The sequence below is a fragment of the Lysobacter sp. HDW10 genome, assembly GCF_011300685.1.
In the GTDB taxonomy this organism is placed as follows: domain Bacteria; phylum Pseudomonadota; class Gammaproteobacteria; order Xanthomonadales; family Xanthomonadaceae; genus Solilutibacter.
In genome coordinates this window covers 1,577,466-1,596,953 of sequence record NZ_CP049864.1, presented here as the reverse complement: position 1 = coordinate 1,596,953, position 19,488 = coordinate 1,577,466, and the positions used below count along the sequence as shown (strand labels likewise).

The following is a 19,488-nucleotide window of genomic DNA, read 5'->3' as shown; positions in this document are numbered from 1 at the left end:
CCTTGGAGGCAGTTGAAGCGCGGAATCAAAGCGTCGGAGCGCCTGCGTTGGGTACTTGTCCACCCACGTCTTCAAGTTTGAGTTCAACAATGGCACGAGCGTTACTGCCGACTTCCATTGCGGTCAGCGCACGTTTATATGCCGCCTGCGCTTCAGTTTTTTTACCGAGGCGCGCGTAGGCGTCACCCGTAACTTCAAAAGCACCGGCGGAATCCAGCGTCTTCATAGACGCAATGGCCTCGTCTGCTTTACCGGTCTCAATCAACAACCGTGCGATCCGGACCTGCACCGTGCTCATCAAACCTGCGTCTTTCACTTGAATTTGCTTCAAGGTTGCCAGTGCATCCGCGGATTTACCCGCGTCCACTTGCGTGCGAGCAAGTTGCATGCGCGCCAATGCGCCGTACATGGAGTCGGCAGGCATTTTTGCAATGCCGGCTGCGGCTTTGCTGAGATCCGTGGTATTCGCAACTTGCGCTTCGAATTGCTGTGCACGCGCTGAGGCATCGTTGGCCTGCTTCGCTTGCCACCACTTCCAGCCCATGATGAGGGCCAGACCAATCAGAATGCCGGTCAAGATGCTGCCGCCGTTACGGCGCAGCCAATTGCGGACGACTTCGCCCTGTTCGTGTTCGTCTAAGAGATCGTCAATAGCCATGCAGTATCAGGAGCCGCTGTACACGGCTCATATCTTTCCGGTTTGGAGGGGGTTACTCGACGCTACCGCCGCCGAGCTTGCCGTCCGAGGATACAGCAATTCGTGCAACGTTCGACCGTGCATAGGCTGAAGTATCAAAGGCTGTACCCCCTTGCGAGATGCGCACTTCGCTGACATTGCCGATGGTCATGCGACCAATTTCCGAAGACTTGAACTGGCGGGTTTCGCCGGCCTTGATCAGACCTTTCTCGACCGCAGCACCGTCTTTGCCGATGATTTGGACCCAACTTTCACCATTGAAGGTCAGCGTGATGTAGCCTGCACTTTGACCTGCCTCCGGCAAGCTCGGCCCCATCGAAGCAATCACCGGCTTTTGCGTGGTCGGCTGGGTAGCCGATTGTGCAGCGTCGGTTTGCGCGCCTACGGGCTGTGCGTCGGTTTCAAGACTGGTGGTTTGGTTGGCAGCGCCTTCACCCAAAGGGGATCGCGTCGCCGCCATCCACACAGGCACGGCAATGATCGCGGTCATCAACACGTAGACGAGACGCGGCGCCACCACATCGACCATACGCTTCACCGGCGGCGTGCGCGTGTGCGACACGAGTTGCGGCAGCTCGACGCTTGTGGTGCTGATTAAATAAGGTTCAACATCAACGCCAAGCAATCTTCCGTAGCTTCGCACCGAGCCCTTGACGAAGATGGAGGCGCCGATCGTCGACCAATCTCCACTTTCAATCATGCTCACGGTGCGCAACGGCAATCTTGCTGCAGTTGCAATGTCTTGAATGGACTTGCCGGCCTTCTCTCGTGCTGCGCGCAATCGGTTACCGCATTCGAGTGTGCCCGGATTGGTAGTGCTGTAGAGGGACTCTTGCATTTCGGTGGCTTCAGCGTGGATTGTTGATGGAAGAGTTCAGTTGTGAAAGACGATCGCGATAGCGTTGTGCACTTCTCGTGTCGCCCAATTTTGTTTCAATCAGAATCGCGCGTTGCAAACTTTCAGCGCTTTCGCCCTGCGCGAGTCGACGTTCGGAGAACGCGCGCGCCTCCATGGTTTGCCCGCGTTCAATCATCAGTTGCGTCATGCCGTCCAATGCCACGGCATTGGTGGGGGAACTGCTCAATGCGCTTCTCAGATTCTGTTCCGCACGCACGGCGTTTCCGGCTTTCAATGCGCACTTACCCGCATTGGCCTGCATACCCGCTGCATCGAGTGCATCCGGATACTGAAGTGCGCGGTCAATCCAAGTCAGGCCCTCTGTGGCTTGCCCGCTTTCGCATAGCCATGAACCGTAATTGCCCCACTCCGCCGGTCCCGATCGTCCCATCGACGCGGCTTTCTGGAAATAGCTGCCCGCTGAGGCGCTATTGCCACGGCCTTGCTGAACCAAGCCGAGAATGGAATAGCCCGTCGGATCGTCTGGCGAATTCTTGACGGCGTTCTGTGCAGCGCGTTCAGCGCCTTCGTAATCACCCACACTCAATCGATTGGCTGCCGCTTCGACGGAATCGGCGGCGACCATGCGACGTTTGTCTGCAGGGCTGTCGCGCAAATCGGGCGCTTGCTTAACCTGCTCGATTTCCATCTTGTCGTAGTTCGGCTTAATAAACGTCAGGCGCTTACACCCGACGAGGGCCGCCAGGGTGATCAAAACAATCCAAATCCCCTTATGCAGCTGCATCGACATCTCCTGACTGTTGCAGCCGCTTTGCGTGCTCGGCCTGACGACGTGTCCGATCAAGCACTTGGCCTTTCAATTGTCCGCAGGCGGCATCGATGTCATCGCCACGCGTGCGGCGCAGAGGTGCCACTAGGCCGGCATTGTTCAGCACTTTTTGGAACGCGCGAATGTCATCGGGGTTCGAACGCGCGTAACGCGTGCCCGGGAACGGATTAAATGGGATCAAATTAACCTTGGCCGCGTCTTTCATTTGCACAGAGCGGTCGAAATCGCGCATCAGCCGCGCCAAAGCGCGTGCGTGTTCCGGTTGGTCATTGATGCCCTGCATCAAGGTGTATTCGAAAGTGACGGACTCACCCTTCTTGCGCAGCGCGTAGCGCGTGCAGGCGTCCATAAGCGTTGCGATGTTGTACTTCTTGTTGAGCGGCACGAGCTCATCGCGCAGCTCATCGAATGGCGCATGCAAAGACACAGCCAACGACACATCGCTTTCTTGTGCGAGCTTGTCGATCATCGGTACTAAGCCCGCTGTCGACAAAGTGACGCGTTTGTTGGCCAGACCGTAACCAAAGTCATCACGCATCACACTCATCGCGCGCACGACATTGTCGAAGTTCATGAGCGGTTCGCCCATACCCATCATCACGACATTGGTGAGCTTGCGTTCGCGATGCGGCACATTGCCCAAATGTTTCGCAGCAACCCACACTTGGCCGATGATTTCAGCTGTTGAAAGATTGCGATTAAAGCCTTGCGTTGCGGTGGAGCAAAACGTGCAATTCAATGCACACCCCACCTGCGAAGACACACACAAAGTGCCGCGCCCTTTATCAGGGATATACACGGCTTCAATGGCATTTCCACCATCCATGCCGAGCAGCCATTTGTGTGTACCGTCGACCGACGGTTTATCAAATAACGTATTAGGAACGATGATCTCGGCAGCGTCTTCGAGCTTTGCACGAAGGTGTTTGCCGAGATCAGTCATTTCTTCAATCGAGGTCACGTGGCGATGATGAATCCACTTCATCACCTGATGCGCACGGAACTTCTTTTCATCGAGCGTTTCCACAAAGAAACGCTCGAGACCTTCGCGATCCAGTTCAAGCAAGTTCTGCTTTTGGCGCGAAGCTTCTGTCATCTCAGCGGCCGTAGACGTCCGTTGCGGGGAAGAAGTATGCGATTTCGATCGCTGCATTTTCGAGCGAGTCGGAACCGTGCACTGCATTCGCGTCAATCGAATCTGCGAAGTCAGCGCGGATGGTGCCAGCGGCTGCTTCTTTCGGATTTGTTGCGCCCATGAGGTCGCGGTTTTTCAACACGGCGCCTTCGCCTTCCAAAACTTGAATCATGACCGGGCCCGAGATCATGAAGTTCACCAGCGCGCCGAAGAACGGACGTTCGCGATGCACGGCATAGAAACCTTCAGCTTCTTGCTTCGACAGTTGCTTCATTTTTGATGCAACAACGCGCAAACCGTTCTTTTCAAAACGTGCGTAGATCTCTCCGATGACGTTTTTTGCGACGGCGTCGGGCTTGATGATCGAGAGGGTGCGCTCCTGCGCCATAAGAAAAACTCCGAATTAGTTGAATGCAGATACAGAAAATGCCGCAAGCCCTCTGCAATCGCGGACTTACGGTGGATATCGATGGCCCATTCTAGCTCTTTAAACACTTTCATGTCATTTGCATGAATGCGACCATACGCTATAGTCTGTATATCAAACAGCGGATTGAATCAGGCATTACACATGGCGACTGCGCAGTTCAACACCAAAGACCGAATTCTGAATGCGGCCGAGGCATTGTTTGCGACGCACGGCTTCATGGCGACCTCTTTGCGTGAGGTCACGTCGAAGGCGCAGGTCAATATTGCGGCCGTCAATTATCACTTCGGTAGCAAAGAGAACCTGATTAATGAGGTCTTCCGTCGCCGCATGGACGACATGAGCGCCCAACGACTCGCCCGCCTGTCAAAAGCCTTGGATGCAGGCAAAGACAATTTGGAAGGCATCCTCGATGCCTTTGTCACCCCTGCCCTCGAACTTGCTGGGACGACGGGGACCGCCTTCATCCGCATCCTCGCGCGCGCCTACGTGGAAGAGAACGAAGGCCTCCGGGAATACATCTCGAAGCGCTACGGCCATGTGCTTCGCGAATTTGCCCACGCGTTGTCGCAGTGCTTGCCGGACCTGAGCAAACAAGAGCTGTATTGGCGGCTCGACTTTGTTACCGGCTCTTTGACCTATGCGATGGCCGACTTTGGCCTCATTCGCCGCCCGCCCGGGCGCACCGAGCACGCGCATCGCCAAGAGGCGTCGCGCCATTTGATTGCTTTTGCTATTGCAGGCCTTCGGGCCCCCTGAACCTCGACATCTCTCCAGGAGCTTTAACCATGTCTCAGAAATTGCTGGTCCGTCGCGTTGCCGTCTTGGGCGCAGGCGTGATGGGCGCACAGATCGCCGCGCACTTCGTCAACGCCGGTATCGACGTTGTGTTGTTTGATCTGCCTGCCAAGGAAGGCGATCCGAATGGCATCGTGCAAAAGGCCATCGCCAACTTGGGCAAGCTGTCGCCCGCACCCTTTGGCCGCAAGTCTTTTGCAGATGCGATCGTTGCCGCCAACTACGATACGGGGCTTGATGAACTGAAGACCTGCGACTTGGTGATTGAAGCAATCGCTGAACGCATGGATTGGAAACACGACCTGTACAAAAAGATTGCGTCCTCCGTGCCGGCCCATGCGGTGCTGGCAAGCAACACCTCCGGTTTGGGCATCGACAGCTTGAGTGATGTGTTACCGGAAGAATTGCGTCATCGCTTCTGCGGCGTGCACTTCTTCAATCCGCCGCGTTACATGCACCTGGCCGAATTGATTCCGTCCAAGCACACCGAACAGTGGGTCATGGACGCGCTTGAAACGTTCTTGACCACCTATATGGGCAAGGGTGTGGTCATCGCGCGTGACACGCCGAACTTCATCGGCAATCGCATTGGCGTGTTTTCGATTCTTGCCGGCATGCATCACACCGGTGACTTGGGCCTGCCCTTCGACGTCGTTGATGGTCTGACCGGCCCGCTCTTGGGTCGCCCGAAATCTGCCACCTATAGAACAGCAGACGTCGTGGGACTGGACACCATGGCGCACGTGATCAAGACCATGGCCGACACCTTGCCGGATGATCCGTGGCACAAGTACTTCAAATCGCCGACTTGGCTCACCATGCTGGTTGAAAAAGGCGCGTTGGGTCAAAAGTCTGGCGCGGGTATCTATCGCAAAGTTGGCAAAGACATCTTGGTGCTTGACCTCGCCAAGCAAGACTACGCACCTGGTCATGCGGGTCCGGACGCAGACGTCGTTGAAATCTTGAAGGGTAAAGATCCCGTCAAGAAGCTCGCTGAGCTTCGCGCAAGCAGCAACCCACAAGCGCAATTTGTGTGGGCGACCTTCCGTGATTTGTTCCACTATGCCGCTTATCACCTGAAGTCGATTGCCGACACTGCACGTGATGTGGATCTGGCATTGCGTTGGGGCTACGGCTGGCGCATGGGTCCGTTTGAAACTTGGCAAGCCTCGGGCTGGCAACAAGTGGCGCAGTGGATCGAAGAAGACATTGCAGCTGGTAAAACCATGAGCGATGCACCGCTTCCGGACTGGGTGAAATCACGCGAAGGTGTTTACACGTCAGAAGGCAGCTACAGCCCGACGCAGAACGCCATCGTGCCGCGCTCAGATTTGCCGGTCTACAAACGTCAGCGTTTCCCGGATCCTGTCTTGGGCGAAAAGTTCAGCACAGGCGAAACCGTGTGGGAAAACGATGGCGTGCGCTTGTGGCGTGATGCGGGCGATGACATCGCCGTGTTGAGCTTCAAGACCAAGATGCACACCGTCAGCGATCAAGTGCTTGACGGCATTCAACATGCCATCAAAATCGCAGAGCGTGATTTCAAGGGCATGGTGATTTGGCAAGACAAAGAACCGTTCTCCGCAGGCGCAGATTTGGCGGGTGCACTTGGGCTGCTGAAAGAAGGCAAGTTCGATCAATTCGAAGCCATGGTTGCGAATTTCCAAGCAGCAAGCCAAGCGATCAAGTACGCGTTGGTGCCCGTCGTGACCGCCGTTCGCGGCCTCGCTTTGGGTGGCGGTTGTGAGTTCCAAATGCACAGTGCGAAATCTGTGGCGCATTTGGAAAGCTATATCGGCCTCGTTGAAGCCGGTGTCGGTCTGCTGCCTGCCGGTGGCGGCCTCAAGGAATTCGCCGTACGTGCGTCTGAAGCTGCAGGTGCTAACGGCGACGTCTTCGAAGAACTGAAGAAGATCTTTGAAACGGTTGCCATGGCCAAAGCATCGGCATCTGCCTACGAAGCGCAAGACTTAGGTCTGATGCGCAAGAGCGATCGCATTGTGATGAACGCGTTTGAACTGCTGTACATCGCCAAAGAGGAAGCCGCGGCCTTGGCCTCGGCCGGCTACCGTCCGCCGATGCCTGCACGCAAAATTCGCGTCGCCGGCAACGTCGGCATTGCGACGTTCAAGATGATGTTGGTCAACATGCTTGAAGGTCGATTCATCAGCCCGTACGACAACGAAATTGCCACGCGCATTGCCACGATTCTGTGTGGCGGTGAAGTCGATCGCAATAGCGTTGTCGACGAAGACTGGTTGATTCGCCTTGAACGCAAGCACTTCTGCGAGCTTGCCAAGCAACAAAAGACCCAAGATCGCATCGAATTCATGCTCAAGAATGGCAAGCCGTTGAGGAACTGAGTCGGAACCTCGCCTCTCTCCTCTTCAAGCATCCAAGGAATCTAGAAATGTCCAAACAAGTACAAGACGCCTACATCGTTGCCGCAACGCGCACACCTGTGGGTAAGGCGCCGAAAGGCATGTTCCGCAACACGCGACCGGACGACATGCTTGCGCATGTGCTGCGTGCCGTCGTCAACCAAGCCCCCGGCATTGATGCAAAACGCATTGAGGACGCGATCATTGGTTGTGCGATGCCCGAAGCAGAGCAAGGCATGAACGTTGCACGCATCGGCGTGTTGCTCGCTGGCTTGCCAAACACCATCGCAGCTCAGACGGTGAATCGCTTCTGCTCATCCGGCTTGCAAGCCGTTGCCTTGGCCGCTGATCAAATTCGATTGGGTCAGGCGGATTTGATGTTGGCCGGCGGCACTGAAAGCATGAGCATGGTGCCGATGATGGGCAACAAGATTGCGCTGTCTCCGGAAGTGTTTGCGAGAGACGAAAACGTGGCGATTGCCTATGGCATGGGTATCACCGCGGAAAAAGTGGCCGAGCAGTGGAAGATCAGCCGCGAAGCGCAAGATGCGTTCTCCGTAGAGTCACATAACAAAGCGCTTGCGGCGATTGCGGCTGGTGAGTTCAAGGACGAAATCACGCCCTATGACATCCAATCGCTGATGCCGGATCTGGCGAATGACACCATTCGCAACACCTCGATCACCGTAGACACAGACGAAGGTCCGCGTCCTGGCACTTCAATGGAATCATTGGCCAAACTGAGGCCGGTATTCCGGAATGGTCAGTTCGGTGGCACCGTCACCGCGGGCAATGCGTCGCAAATGAGTGATGGCGCTGCCGGCGTGTTGCTTGCTTCAGAAGCTGCGATCAAGGAGTACAACTTGACCCCGCTCGCACGTTTCGTGAGCTTCTCGGTCGCGGGTGTGCCGCCGGAAATCATGGGCATTGGCCCGATCGCTGCCATCCCGAAAGCGCTTAAGCAGGCTGGACTCACTTCGGACCAGCTGGACTGGATCGAGTTGAACGAAGCGTTTGCAGCACAAGCACTGGCAGTGATTCATGACACGGGCTTGGATCCGTCGAAGATCAACCCCTTGGGTGGCGCCATTGCTCTGGGGCATCCGCTCGGTGCGACCGGTGCAATCCGCACCGCCACCTTGGTCCACGGCCTGCGTCGTCGTCAGTTGAAGTACGGCATGGTGACCATGTGTATCGGTACCGGTATGGGTGCCGCGGGCGTGTTCGAACGCCTGTAATTTAGTGTTTTGCATCTGCGTGCACCCTTCCGTTCCGAAGGAAGGGTGCATCGCACACGGAAGATCGCTTGCGCGGATTAGCGTCGATTCTTCCGACTGGGGAATTTGATAATCACGTCGTTATCCGCCTCGCCATCTGCTTTCTCAGGCTGGAATTCCGGCACGGATTCACGCAACAGACGTTGCAACAATTCCAAGTCATAGGCCTCGCTCGCAGCGCGCAAGTTGGTCGCCATTTCCTTCACTAAAGCAGAATCCAGCTCGCGTGCAACCGCGCGCAAGATCTTGGTGTGGCTGGTTGGCTTGTAGCTTTCTTCGGAATGGAACAGCGTCTCGTGCAGCTTCTCGCCCGGACGCAAGCCGGTGTAAGTAATGGCAATGTCTTTACCCGGACGTTTGCCCGCCAACCGAATCAGTTGCTCCGCCAATGTACGAATAGACACCGGCTGGCCCATGTCGAGCGTGTAGATAGAATCATGTGCACCGATCGCGGCGGCTTGCAGAATCAAAATGCATGCTTCCGGAATCGTCATGAAGTAACGCGTGACTTCCGGGTCGGTCACGGTGACGGGCCCACCCAATCGAATTTGTTCGCGGAACAAGGGCACGACGCTACCGGCGGAATCCAAGACATTGCCAAAGCGCACCGTAATAAAGTGCGTATGACTTTCTGTTGCCTTCGATTGGCAGACCATTTCCGCAAAGCGTTTGCTGGCACCCAATACATTGACCGGGTCCACTGCTTTGTCGGTCGAAATCAGAATGAAGGTCGCAACACCGGCACGGTCACTTTCTTCAGCAACCACTGAAGTGGCCAACGCATTGTTGCGAACGGCTTCGCGCAATTGTGTTTCTAGCACCGGCACTTGCTTATAGGCAGCAGCGTGAAAGACCGCGTCCGGCAAGGCTTGCTTGAACGCGTGTCGCATGACGGCGGCGTCACCGCAATCTCCGAGAATCGACACCACTTTCAACGTCGGGAAATCACGGCGAAGTTCGGCCTCAATGCGCATCAGTGACAGTTCGTCGACTTCCACCAGCAAGATTTCAATCGCGCCATGGCGCGCGCATTGCCGACAGAGTTCCGAGCCGATCGAACCCCCTGCCCCCGTCACCAAGACGCAGCGGCCTACCAACCAATCGCGGATGGCTTTCCAATTCGGTACAACCGGATCACGACCCAGTAGGTCATTGATATCCACCTGCTTGAGTTCACCCGGAAGTGCACGGCCACTCAGCACTTCTTCCAGCTTGGGCAACATGCGGAAGGCGACGCCAGAGCGTTCACAAATGCCAATGACGCGTTGCATTTCTTCTGCGCCCACATTCGGCAGCGCAATGACCAGCAGCTCAGCGGCCGTTTGCTTGGCCATCAATGCGGCATCTTCAAACCGCCCCAAGACGGGGAAGCCCAACAAGCGACTATTCTTCAGCGCCGGAGAATCATCCAGGAAGCCAACGGGATGGTAGGTGCCGCTGCGGAGCAAATCGCGTGCGCAGGCCTCACCCGCTTCACCGGCACCCAGCACCAGAACGCGCGTGGCCTTAGGTTGCTGCCCGAGGTGGGTGACGCGGTCTTTCCAAATGCGATAGAGCAAACGCGGTGCACCGAGCAAGATACCGAGCACGAACGGGTACAGGACCAACACCGAACGGGCGACGCCATCGAGACGGTTGTAGGCAAACAAGGCGACGGTGGACACGACGACGCCACCCAGGCCGGCTTTGATGATGTTCCAGAGGTCAGGCAGGCTGGCAAATCGCCACAGGCCTTTGTAAAGGCCGACCCATTGGAAGACGATGGCCTGGGACACCAAGACGATCACCATTTCTGTGCCGAGGGCATCGAAGGGCGGCGTTTGGTTGCTGATCCAGTAGCGGATCGCATGCAGGCCCAACCAGGCAATCACGACCATGACCAGATCGTGCAAGACGATGAGATAGCGTGGGTTTAGCACTGTATTCCGACCGATACCCATGCTGATCTACTTTCCTAGAAAGAACGCGTAAATCCTTGTTTGCGAAGGATCCACCAAGCGAACGACAGGACTGTATACCACAGGGTTAGCGAAATTTTAATGAAATTTATGTCTCTGCCCTGAATGGAAATGGCCAAACCGGCGCCGAGTAAAGCGAGCACCAAATAGGTCAAAGTCACGGGCAAATGCGCCCCCAACCGTCTCGACCAGACTTGGTAGACGTGGGTCACGTGGGCTGTCCACCACGCTTCGCGCTTCAAGATTCTGGCCAGTAGCGTCCAGCCGGCGTCTACCAAAAAAGGCGCAAGCGGGAATGCCAAAAGCCAGATGGGCAGGATGCCGTGGGTCTCATGCATGCCGAAACTGAGCAGGACGGCAATGAGGAAACCCAGCGCGCCGCTGCCGACGTCGCCCATGAAGATGCGCGCGCGGGGAAAATTGAAAGGTAGGAATCCGATACAGGCGCCGAGCAATAAAACCGATAGCCAAACCGCCATTGGCGAAGTCAGCAGCACGGCGGACACCGCAGCAAATACCGCAGCCTGACTCGCCGCGATGCCGTTGATGCCATCCATGAAGTTCCACACATTGATCAGCACGATGGCGCATACAAATGTCAGGGCCATACCCCACGGGGGGAGGCCCGAACTTGCGGCCAAGAGGATGCTTGCCACGAAGTGCGCCAAAAGGCGGACGCGTACCGATAGATCTTTGTGGTCGTCCAGCCAACCGACTGCCGCCACCAACGCCAAACCGACGAGTGCACCAATCGCTACGCGCACCTGCTGTGTGATCGCGAAATACGCGAGCCCCGCGCTGACCACCAGCACCATGGACAGACCGCCCCCGCGAGGGGTAACGACGGCATGACTCCGGCGGTCGCTGGGCACGTCCATCAAACCCACGCGCCGTGCGTACATCAGCGTGATCAGGGTTAGCACACCTGCGCCAATTGCCGAGGCCAACACAATGGCCATCGTTGGGTTCACGCTCAAACCACCGCGTAATTCAATAGCGGTTTCACCGTTGCCCACTCTTTGCAACTCGGACATTGCCAGTGGTGCGAACGCGCACCAAAACCACATCGCGTGCAACGGTAGCTGGGGTTTCGGACTAACAACTGATCGGTGATGTCTTTCAGTTCTTTCAAGGTGTCGACCGCATCGCTTTGTTCGGCCAGCGACAGGTCGATCAACACAGACTCACCGCGTACGGAGGGACGCTTGCGTAATTGGCCCACCAAGAACTCACGTGCCGCTGCGGGGCCGTCTTCTTTCTCGACCAAGCGCGTGAGTGCGAGCACAGGCGAAATACCTGCGTAGTGCTCGGACATCTCAGTGAGAAAGCCCTTCGCACCTGGCGTGTCACCCGTGCGTTGATAGCATTCGAGCAAGTGCGGCAGGATTTCGGGCAAGAAATCGGGATCGTGGCGCGCGGCGCGTTCGTAAGCACGCGTTGCACCGCGCACATCACCGGCTTCCAGATCCAAACGACCTTCAATCATGCCGGCACGGCAACAGGTTGAATCGGCAGCATAGGCACGTGCGATACATTCGCGCGCACCCACCATGTCGCCTTCTGCGCGTTTGCGTTCTGCGAGTTCGCATTCCAATTGCGCGATCAGCTTACCCATGGGCTCGCCCGTGGCCGCTTCATAGCGCATGGCGTTGTTGATTGCTTTTTCCCAATCCCTTTCAGATTGATAGATGCCGATCAAGTGCTTGAGCGCGAGGGGTGCTTTCTGATCGATCGATGCGAGTTCTGAGAAAACTGTTTCTGCGCGATCCAGAAGCCCAGAGCGCATGTAGTCCTCACCCAAGGCCAGCAGTGCTTGCACGCGCTGTGCGTCACTGAGGTCTTTGCGCTCCACCAACCCTTGGTGCAAACGAATGGCGCGATCAACCTCGCCTCTGCGTCGGAACAAGTGTCCCAACGCAACTTGCGTTTCGAAGGTCTCTTTGTCGATTTCGGCGACGTGCAAGAACAACTCGATGGCCTTGTCAGGCTGCTCCGTCAACAAGTAATTAAGGCCACGAAAGTACGTGACCGAGAGTTTGCTGACTTGGCTGTCTTTATGCAGTTGCCCGCCGCGCCGGCCGACAATCCACCCGATAACGGCCGCACTGGGCACGAGAATGACAAGCCACAGCCATTGGTCTAGAAAGGCGAGCATGCGTTCCCTTGAAAAATTCGATCTCGATTGATTCTAACCGCTGACGCCCAAGGTCCGCGATTATTTCGAATGCCGTATGCGCGGATTATTCCGCGGCTTCGCTGTCTTCCAATGGAACGACATCGGTCACCATCGCACGGAGCTCTTTGCCCGGGCGAAAGTGCGGCACATGTTTTGCCGGCAATTCAACGGCTGAGCCGGTACGCGGATTGCGGCCGGTGCGTGAAGCGCGGTAGTGAATAGAAAAACTGCCAAAGCCACGTACTTCAATGCGTTCGTGGTTAGCGAGGGCTGCGGTCATCGCATCGAGCACCAACTTAACAGCGAGCTCTACGTCGTCCGTCTTTAGATGTGGTTGCTGCTTGTGCAGCTTTTCGATGAGTTCCGATTTGGTCATAGCCCCTGATCCGACCTGTGCATGCATACGTGACATGCAGCCTGCCGAAGCAGGCTGCATGCGATTCACGTGTTACAGCTTATTCCGACTTGCCGAGTTGCTGACGCAAGAGGTCGCCCAATTGCGTGTTGCCACCCGAAGTATCAGCCGACTTGTTGTATTCGGCCAAGGTTTCGTGCAATTCGTCTTGATCCTTCGCGCGGATCGAGAGCTGCAACAAGCGGCTCTTACGATCGGTGCCAACGATCTTGGCTTCAACGGCGTCACCGACCTTCAACTTGGTCGTTGCGTCGTCAACGCGTTCGGTCGAGATGTCACGGGCGGCCAAGTAGCCTTCCACGCCATCAGCCAATTCGATGGTTGCGCCCTTGGCGTCCACTTCCTTGACGGTACCGTTCACGATCGAACCACGGCTGTTGCTGGCTTGGAATTGACCCATCGGGTCTTGTTCCATTTGCTTGATACCGAGCGAAATGCGTTCGCGTTCCGGATCAACGGCCAACACAACGGCTTCCAGGTTGTCGCCCTTCTTGAAGTTGCGTGCCAAGTCTTCGCCGGTGGAGTTCCAGCTGATGTCCGACAAATGGATGAGACCGTCGATGCCACCGTCCAAGCCGATGAACACACCGAAATCGGTGATCGACTTGATTTGGCCTTCGACCTTGTCACCCTTCTTATGGATGGCAGCAAAGGTTTCCCACGGGTTGGAGCTGACTTGCTTCATGCCCAACGAAATGCGGCGACGTTCTTCATCGACGTCGAGCACCATGACTTGGACTTCGTCACCGACTTGGACAACCTTCGACGGGTTGACGTTCTTGTTGGTCCAATCCATTTCGGACACGTGGACCAGGCCTTCGACGCCCGGTTCGATTTCAACGAACGCACCGTATTCGGTGACGTTGCTGACCTTACCAAATGCGCGGGTGTTGGCCGGGTAACGACGTGCGACGTTATCCCACGGATCTTCGCCCATTTGCTTGAGGCCGAGCGAAACGCGGTTGCGTTCACGGTCGTACTTGAGCACGCGGACGTCGAGTTCTTGACCGACTTCAACGACTTCGGACGGATGGCGCACGCGCTTCCATGCCATGTCGGTGATGTGCAGCAGGCCGTCGATACCGCCGAGGTCGACGAATGCGCCGTAATCGGTGAGGTTCTTGACAACGCCCTTGAGCTTGGCGCCTTCGACCAGCTTTTCAAGCAGCTGTTCACGTTCTTCCGAATGCTCGGTTTCAACCACAGCGCGGCGGCTGACCACCACGTTGTTGCGCTTACGATCCAGCTTGATGAGCTTGAATTCGAGTTCCTTGCCTTCGAGGTAGACAGGGTCGCGGACCGGACGCACGTCGACCAACGAACCCGGCAAGAATGCGCGGACGTCCTTGATGTCGACGGTGAAACCGCCCTTGACCTTGCCGTTGATGCGACCAACGATGGTGGCATCGTTGTTGAGCGCTTCTTCGAGCTCGTCCCACACCATCGCGCGCTTGGCTTTTTCGCGCGAAAGGACGGTCTCGCCGAAACCGTTTTCGATGAACTCGAGCGCCACCTTCACGGTGTCGCCAATGCCCACGTCGATTTCGCCAGCGTCGTTACGGAACTGTTCGATCGGAACAATGCCTTCGGATTTCAGGCCGGCGTTGATCACCACGACATCGTTGCGGACATCCACAACGGTACCGGTGACGATGGCACCCGGCTTCAGCTTAACCAGTAGGGCTTCGCTTTGTTCAAACAGTTCTGCAAATGATTCAGTCATTGATTTAACTCTGTTGTTGTATGGATACATGCGTCAAAAAACACGTGTATCCCCCGTTCGTCGGCGCGGGCGGGATTGCCCATGGCCGGGAGGTCAGGAAGTGATAAACCTGCCGGCATGCCGACAGGGCCATTTTCTGCGGGGAAAGTACTGCGAAGTTCGCGATTGCGAACGCGCAGAAATCTAGCGTGACGTCATCAAAGACAGGACCTGTGCCACGACCGTTTCGATGTCGAGTCCGGTGGTGTCGATAATGACGGCATCGGAAGCGGCTTTCAGCGGTGCGACGGCGCGGTTTGCATCGCGGGCATCACGGGCGACAATCTCGCCCAGCAGACCCGCTAGCGTAACGGAAATCCCCTTGTTCTTCAACTGCTTATAGCGTCTTTGCGCCCTTTCTTCGGCACTCGCATCGAGGAACACTTTGGTCCCTGCATCGGGGAAGATCACGGTCCCCATATCGCGCCCATCTGCAACGAGCCCTGGGGTTTTGCGGAAATTTCGCTGAACGTCTAGCAACGCGTCGCGAACTTCGGGCAAAGCGGCAATTGCCGACGCCGCCGCACCTGCGGTTTCGGTACGAATTTCGTCAGTTGCATCGACGCCGTTGACCAACAGACGCGGCTCGGTGTCCTTATCGCCACCCTTGAATGCCAGCTTGGTGCGGCGTGCGCAGGTCGCAACAGCCTCGGCATCAGACAGATCCACCGATTCCCAAGCAGCCGCCAGCCCCACGGCACGGTAGAGTGCGCCGGAGTCCAAGTAGTGCCAACCCAAGGCATTTGCGACGAGACGACTAATCGTGCCCTTTCCAGATCCGGAGGGGCCGTCAATGGTCAGTACCGGAATTCCAAGAGGCATACGTGTCCGTTTTGCGCAGTTCGTTTGACATATATTAGCCGTGCGTTTGTGAGGCTCGGAAGTCGGTGAGAGAAAAGTCTGCAAGCGCTTGATCGCGCAGCATTTTTGCTGCTATCATTGCCGACTTCCAGTTTTTCAACGTTCTAGCCATCCGAGGTTTATCATGAAGGTCCTATCCTCTCTGAAGTCGGCGAAGGCCCGTCACCGCGACTGCAAAGTGGTTCGCCGTCGTGGCAAGGTCTTCGTGATCTGCAAGTCCAACCCGCGTTTCAAGGCGCGTCAGCGCTGATTCGCAAGTACTTGCGATGCTTCAACAAAAACCGCCCGATGGGCGGTTTTTTTATGGATTGGCGACGCGCCTTCGCTATAGTGAATCCTCGTTCTGGGAGGCACGTATGAAGACTTCGGCTTTGATTCTTTTTTCAGCATTGGTACTCGGCTCTACATCCATCTCTGCACAAACACTGTTGGTAGACCGCGTTCGCGCTGAGTCTGCGGTTTCGGAACCTGTGCGCGGCATGACGATGACGCAAGTTGAAGCACGCTACGGCGCACCGCAAAGCAAATTGGATCCGCGTGGCGGACAAAAGCGCCAATGGCCGACGATCAATCGTTGGGAATACCCGAACTTCATCGTTTATTTTGAGAAGTCGAAAGTGATCGATGTTGTGCTGCTGAAAGCTGCACCGACGGAAGTGGGGCCGGCACCCGCCGCGCTCTGATTCGCGCCTTGATTCAGCGGCTAAACGATAGAATGTCGCGTCCATACATTCGGTTGCGATACACATGAGCTCGAGCTTTCGTTTTCCCGCGGAGTGGGAACGCCAATCCGCCATTCTTGTGGCTTGGCCCAACGATGAAACCGATTGGGCCGAGCGACTGGGTGAAGTCGAAGAAACCTATGTTGCGCTCGTCAAAGCCATCACACGGTTTGAAGACGCAATCATTATCGTGCGCGACGATGACGTCGAAGCCTATGCAGAAGCACGACTGCGCAGCAATCGCGTCGACATGCAGCGCGTCCGATTTGTCCAAGTGCCTTACGACGATACTTGGCTGCGCGACAGCGGCCCGATCACATTGACGGATGGTCAACGCTTCAAGCTCAACGACTTTAGATTCACCGGTTGGGGTGGAAAGTTTGACGCCAGCCATGACGATCAAATTATTCAAGCCTTGGATGCACAGGGCGTTTTCAAGAATGCACAGCGCGCTTCCATCGATTTCGCCTTGGAAGGCGGTGCGATTGAAACGGACGGTGCCGGCACCTTGTTGTCGACCTGGAAATGCTTGCACGAACGTCATCCACAAGCCTCGCGCGAAGACATCACGCAAAAGCTGTGCGAGTGGCTGAATCAAGATCGCGTCCTGTGGCTTGACCACGGGTATTTGGAAGGCGACGACACCGACGCCCACATCGATACCCTCGCCCGCTTCGCCAGTGAAGATGCCATCGTGTTCCAAGCCTGCGATGACGAGAGTGATTCGCACTTTGCGGAGCTCGCCACGATGGCGCAAGAAATTGCCGCGCTACGCACGCGTAACGACCAGCCTTATCGTTTGTTTCCTCTGCCTTGGGCACGACCCATCTTGGACGGTGGTCGCCGCCTCGCTGCCAGCTATGCGAACTTTCTGATCGTCAACGGCGCAGTGTTGATGCCGGGCTACGACGATCCCGCAGACGCACAGGCGGTTGAAGTGATGCAAGCCGCATTCCCGAACCATGAAATCGTGCAAATCCCGTGTCGGCCGCTCATCTGGCAGAACGGCAGCTTGCATTGCTTGACCATGCAACTCCCAGAACATCTGGTTTGATCTAACCGACGCAACACTGACGGATTACCCGCAATGAAATACGCACAACTTCCCGTAGCTCTGGTTCAAGAACGCAATCAAGGCGACGCCGATGCCAATCTCGCGGTGATCGAAGACCGCGTTGCGGAAGCGGCAAAGCAAGGCGCGAAACTTGTGCTCTTGCAAGAGCTGCACAACGGGCCTTACTTTTGCCAACACGAATCGGTGAGCGAATTCGATTTGGCAGAAAAGATTCCGGGCCCGAGCACGGAACGCCTTGGCAAGTTGGCAAAACAACATGGCGTTGTTTTGGTGAGCTCTTTGTTTGAGAAACGTGCAACGGGTCTGTATCACAACACTGCTGTTGTGTTTGATGCGGATGGCTCTACCGCTGGTAAGTATCGGAAGATGCACATCCCAGATGACCCGGGCTTTTACGAGAAGTTCTACTTCACGCCCGGCGATATCGGATTCGAACCCATCGATACCTCCGTTGGCCGCTTGGGCGTGTTGGTATGTTGGGATCAGTGGTACCCGGAAGGCGCGCGACTCATGGCGCTCGCGGGTGCGGACCTCTTGCTCTACCCGACCGCTATCGGTTGGGACCCCGACGACGACGACGCAGAGAAGCAACGCCAACGTGATGCATGGGTGTTGAGTCATCGCGGTCATGCAGTAGCGAATGGTTTGCCTGTCTTATCTTGCAATCGTGTCGGCCACGAAGCCTCGCCGATTGGCGCGTCAGGCATCGACTTCTGGGGCAATAGCCATGTGTTGGGCCCGCAAGGTGAGGTGCTGGCTGAAGCCGGCGATCAACCAACGCTTTTGATGGTGGACGTTGACATGCAGCGCAGCGAACACGTGCGACGCATTTGGCCGTTCTTGCGTGACCGTCGCATTGATGCCTACGGCGATTTGACGAAACGCTTCCGTGACTGATTCCGAACTCGCGCAATGGCGCAACCAACCCATCGCCGAAGTTGAGCGCGATGGCGTTCACTACACCTTGCTCGGCACCGCACATGTGTCGCATCAAAGCACACAAGCGGTGCGTGAAGCGGTCTCATCTGCCGAGTTTGATTGCATTGCCATCGAGCTAGATCCGCAACGCCACGATGCGCTGTTCAATCCGGATGCGATGGCGAAGTTGGATCTTGCCAAGGTGATGCGCGAGAACAAGGTGGCGATGTTCGCTGCAAACCTCGCGCTCGCTGCCTATCAACGGCGTCTCGCAGAACAACTGGGCATCGAGCCTGGCGCGGAACTCAAAGCTGCGTCGACCGAAGCCGACGCCTTGAACTTGCCGGTGAAATTGATTGACCGAGAGATCGGCATCACGTTTAAACGCGCCATGCAGGGCCTGAAGTTCTGGGACAGAATGAAGATCGGCGGCGGCATGATCACGTCACTCTTCGCGGATGAAGAAGTCAGCGAATCGCATATCGAGAACCTGAAAGAAGGCGACATGCTGGAAGCCAGCTTTGGCGACTTCGCCAAAGAATCCCCCGCGCTTTTCTCAGCCTTGATTGATGAGCGCGATCAATACATGGCGGCCAAGTTGCGCCAGATCGACGGCGCGCGCCGCGTGCTTGCCGTCGTTGGCGCAGGGCATCTAAAAGGCATCGCGAAATACTTGAAGGAAGAAACGACTGCACCCGCAGACATTCTTCCGAAGCTGGATAACGTCGTTCAGAAGCGCAAGATCCCGTGGGTCACCCTGATCATTTCTGCCTTGGTGATTGGCGGCATTGTTTGGGGCTTCACACACGGCGGCATCAGCAAAGGCATGGATCTCATCATTCTTTGGAGTGCATGGACGGCCGGCCTCGCCGCGTTGGGCGCAGCGATTGCAGCGGCGCACCCCTTTTCCATCATCGTTGCGGCGATTGTCGCGCCCTTCAAACCGTTCCGTCCAGGCATGCCTGCCGGAATGTTTAGTGGTCTGACTGAATTGAAGCTACGCAATCCAACCTATGCGGACTTTTTGTCTTTGCGTAACGATGCGCAAACGCTTAAGGGCTGGTATTCGAACCGTGTGTGTCGGGTCGTCCTTGTTTTCATGATGACCAATTTCGGCATGATGGCCGGCGAGTGGATCGCCATTGCACGAGGCGCCAAACACCTCTTTGGTTGAGGTGCAGGCGCTTTCGCGTTAATC

The 19,488-nt window shown here is 56.4% G+C and carries 19 protein-coding genes; 8 read left to right on the top strand and 11 right to left on the bottom strand.

The features are described 5' to 3' along the window. Positions 1-25 precede the first annotated feature (25 nt). The 5 genes from G7069_RS07695 to ndk are packed head-to-tail and all read right to left on the bottom strand — an operon-like array spanning position 26 to position 3,908. Positions 26-658 (bottom strand): tetratricopeptide repeat protein, encoded by a 633-nt coding sequence (locus tag G7069_RS07695; RefSeq protein ID WP_166296006.1) that lies wholly within the window; start codon positions 656-658, stop codon positions 26-28. 52 nt (positions 659-710) lie between these two features. After that, the gene (locus G7069_RS07690) at positions 711-1,535 is read right to left on the bottom strand and encodes a helix-turn-helix domain-containing protein (RefSeq protein ID WP_166296003.1); all 825 of its coding nucleotides are present in this window, start codon (positions 1,533-1,535) and stop codon (positions 711-713) included. A 10-nt stretch (positions 1,536-1,545) separates the two neighbouring features. Further along, the gene (locus G7069_RS07685; protein WP_166296000.1) at positions 1,546-2,340 is read right to left on the bottom strand and encodes a type IV pilus biogenesis/stability protein PilW; all 795 of its coding nucleotides are present in this window, start codon (positions 2,338-2,340) and stop codon (positions 1,546-1,548) included. Continuing rightward, positions 2,327-3,481 carry a 23S rRNA (adenine(2503)-C(2))-methyltransferase RlmN gene (gene rlmN, locus G7069_RS07680; protein ID WP_166295997.1) on the bottom strand — a complete coding sequence of 385 codons (1,155 nt, stop codon included), beginning with the start codon at positions 3,479-3,481 and terminating at the stop codon, positions 2,327-2,329. Before rlmN ends, G7069_RS07685 begins: the two co-directional genes overlap by 14 nt. A 1-nt stretch (position 3,482) precedes the next feature. After that, positions 3,483-3,908, bottom strand: a complete 426-nt coding sequence (gene ndk, locus G7069_RS07675) for a nucleoside-diphosphate kinase (protein WP_166295994.1) — start codon at positions 3,906-3,908, stop codon at positions 3,483-3,485. A gap of 183 nt (positions 3,909-4,091) precedes the next feature. On the opposite strand from ndk, the gene G7069_RS07670 reads away from it, so the two are divergent. The 3 genes from G7069_RS07670 to G7069_RS07660 are packed head-to-tail and all read left to right on the top strand — an operon-like array spanning position 4,092 to position 8,364. Beyond that, entirely contained in the window at positions 4,092-4,706 is a 615-nt protein-coding gene (locus G7069_RS07670; protein WP_166295991.1) for a TetR/AcrR family transcriptional regulator, read from the top strand. A gap of 29 nt (positions 4,707-4,735) precedes the next feature. Next, positions 4,736-7,108 carry a 3-hydroxyacyl-CoA dehydrogenase NAD-binding domain-containing protein gene (locus G7069_RS07665; protein WP_166295988.1) on the top strand — a complete coding sequence of 791 codons (2,373 nt, stop codon included), beginning with the start codon at positions 4,736-4,738 and terminating at the stop codon, positions 7,106-7,108. Positions 7,109-7,155: 47 nt separating this feature from the next. After that, complete coding sequence (locus tag G7069_RS07660) at positions 7,156-8,364, top strand: acetyl-CoA C-acyltransferase (RefSeq protein WP_166295986.1); 1,209 nt, start codon at positions 7,156-7,158, stop codon at positions 8,362-8,364. Between the two features lie 77 nt (positions 8,365-8,441). Here the strand turns inward: G7069_RS07660 and G7069_RS07655 are convergent, their stop codons facing one another. From G7069_RS07655 to cmk, 6 genes are all read right to left on the bottom strand, one after another. Further along, entirely contained in the window at positions 8,442-10,343 is a 1,902-nt protein-coding gene (locus tag G7069_RS07655; protein ID WP_240912515.1) for a nucleoside-diphosphate sugar epimerase/dehydratase, read from the bottom strand. Positions 10,344-10,357: 14 nt separating this feature from the next. Then, positions 10,358-11,332, bottom strand: a complete 975-nt coding sequence (locus G7069_RS07650) for a glycosyltransferase family 4 protein (protein ID WP_166295983.1) — start codon at positions 11,330-11,332, stop codon at positions 10,358-10,360. Between the two features lie 2 nt (positions 11,333-11,334). Beyond that, entirely contained in the window at positions 11,335-12,516 is a 1,182-nt protein-coding gene (lapB, locus tag G7069_RS07645; RefSeq protein ID WP_166295980.1) for a lipopolysaccharide assembly protein LapB, read from the bottom strand. An 85-nt stretch (positions 12,517-12,601) separates the two neighbouring features. Further along, on the bottom strand, positions 12,602-12,913 hold the full coding sequence (locus tag G7069_RS07640; RefSeq protein ID WP_240912514.1) for an integration host factor subunit beta: 312 nt from the start codon (positions 12,911-12,913) through the stop codon (positions 12,602-12,604). Positions 12,914-12,992: 79 nt separating this feature from the next. Next, complete coding sequence (gene rpsA, locus G7069_RS07635; RefSeq protein ID WP_166295974.1) at positions 12,993-14,675, bottom strand: 30S ribosomal protein S1; 1,683 nt, start codon at positions 14,673-14,675, stop codon at positions 12,993-12,995. A 183-nt stretch (positions 14,676-14,858) separates the two neighbouring features. Continuing rightward, entirely contained in the window at positions 14,859-15,536 is a 678-nt protein-coding gene (gene cmk, locus G7069_RS07630) for a (d)CMP kinase (protein WP_166295971.1), read from the bottom strand. Between the two features lie 163 nt (positions 15,537-15,699). Here cmk and ykgO point away from each other — a divergent pair, with 163 nt between their 5' ends. The 5 genes from ykgO (at position 15,700) to G7069_RS07605 (ending at position 19,464) form a co-directional block, all read left to right on the top strand. Continuing rightward, the gene (gene ykgO / locus G7069_RS07625) at positions 15,700-15,825 is read left to right on the top strand and encodes a type B 50S ribosomal protein L36 (protein ID WP_010342887.1); all 126 of its coding nucleotides are present in this window, start codon (positions 15,700-15,702) and stop codon (positions 15,823-15,825) included. A gap of 106 nt (positions 15,826-15,931) precedes the next feature. Further along, positions 15,932-16,258 carry a hypothetical protein gene (locus G7069_RS07620; protein ID WP_166297648.1) on the top strand — a complete coding sequence of 109 codons (327 nt, stop codon included), beginning with the start codon at positions 15,932-15,934 and terminating at the stop codon, positions 16,256-16,258. Between the two features lie 64 nt (positions 16,259-16,322). Continuing rightward, a complete protein-coding gene (locus tag G7069_RS07615) occupies positions 16,323-17,351 on the top strand; it encodes an agmatine deiminase family protein (RefSeq protein ID WP_166295968.1) in 1,029 nt (342 codons plus the stop codon). A 33-nt stretch (positions 17,352-17,384) separates the two neighbouring features. Next, positions 17,385-18,269, top strand: coding sequence for a carbon-nitrogen hydrolase (locus tag G7069_RS07610; protein WP_166295965.1), 885 nt, complete (start codon positions 17,385-17,387; stop codon positions 18,267-18,269). Next, on the top strand, positions 18,262-19,464 hold the full coding sequence (locus G7069_RS07605; protein WP_166295962.1) for a TraB/GumN family protein: 1,203 nt from the start codon (positions 18,262-18,264) through the stop codon (positions 19,462-19,464). The genes G7069_RS07610 and G7069_RS07605 overlap by 8 nt, the downstream gene beginning before the upstream one ends. The last annotated feature ends 24 nt before the right edge of the window (positions 19,465-19,488 follow it).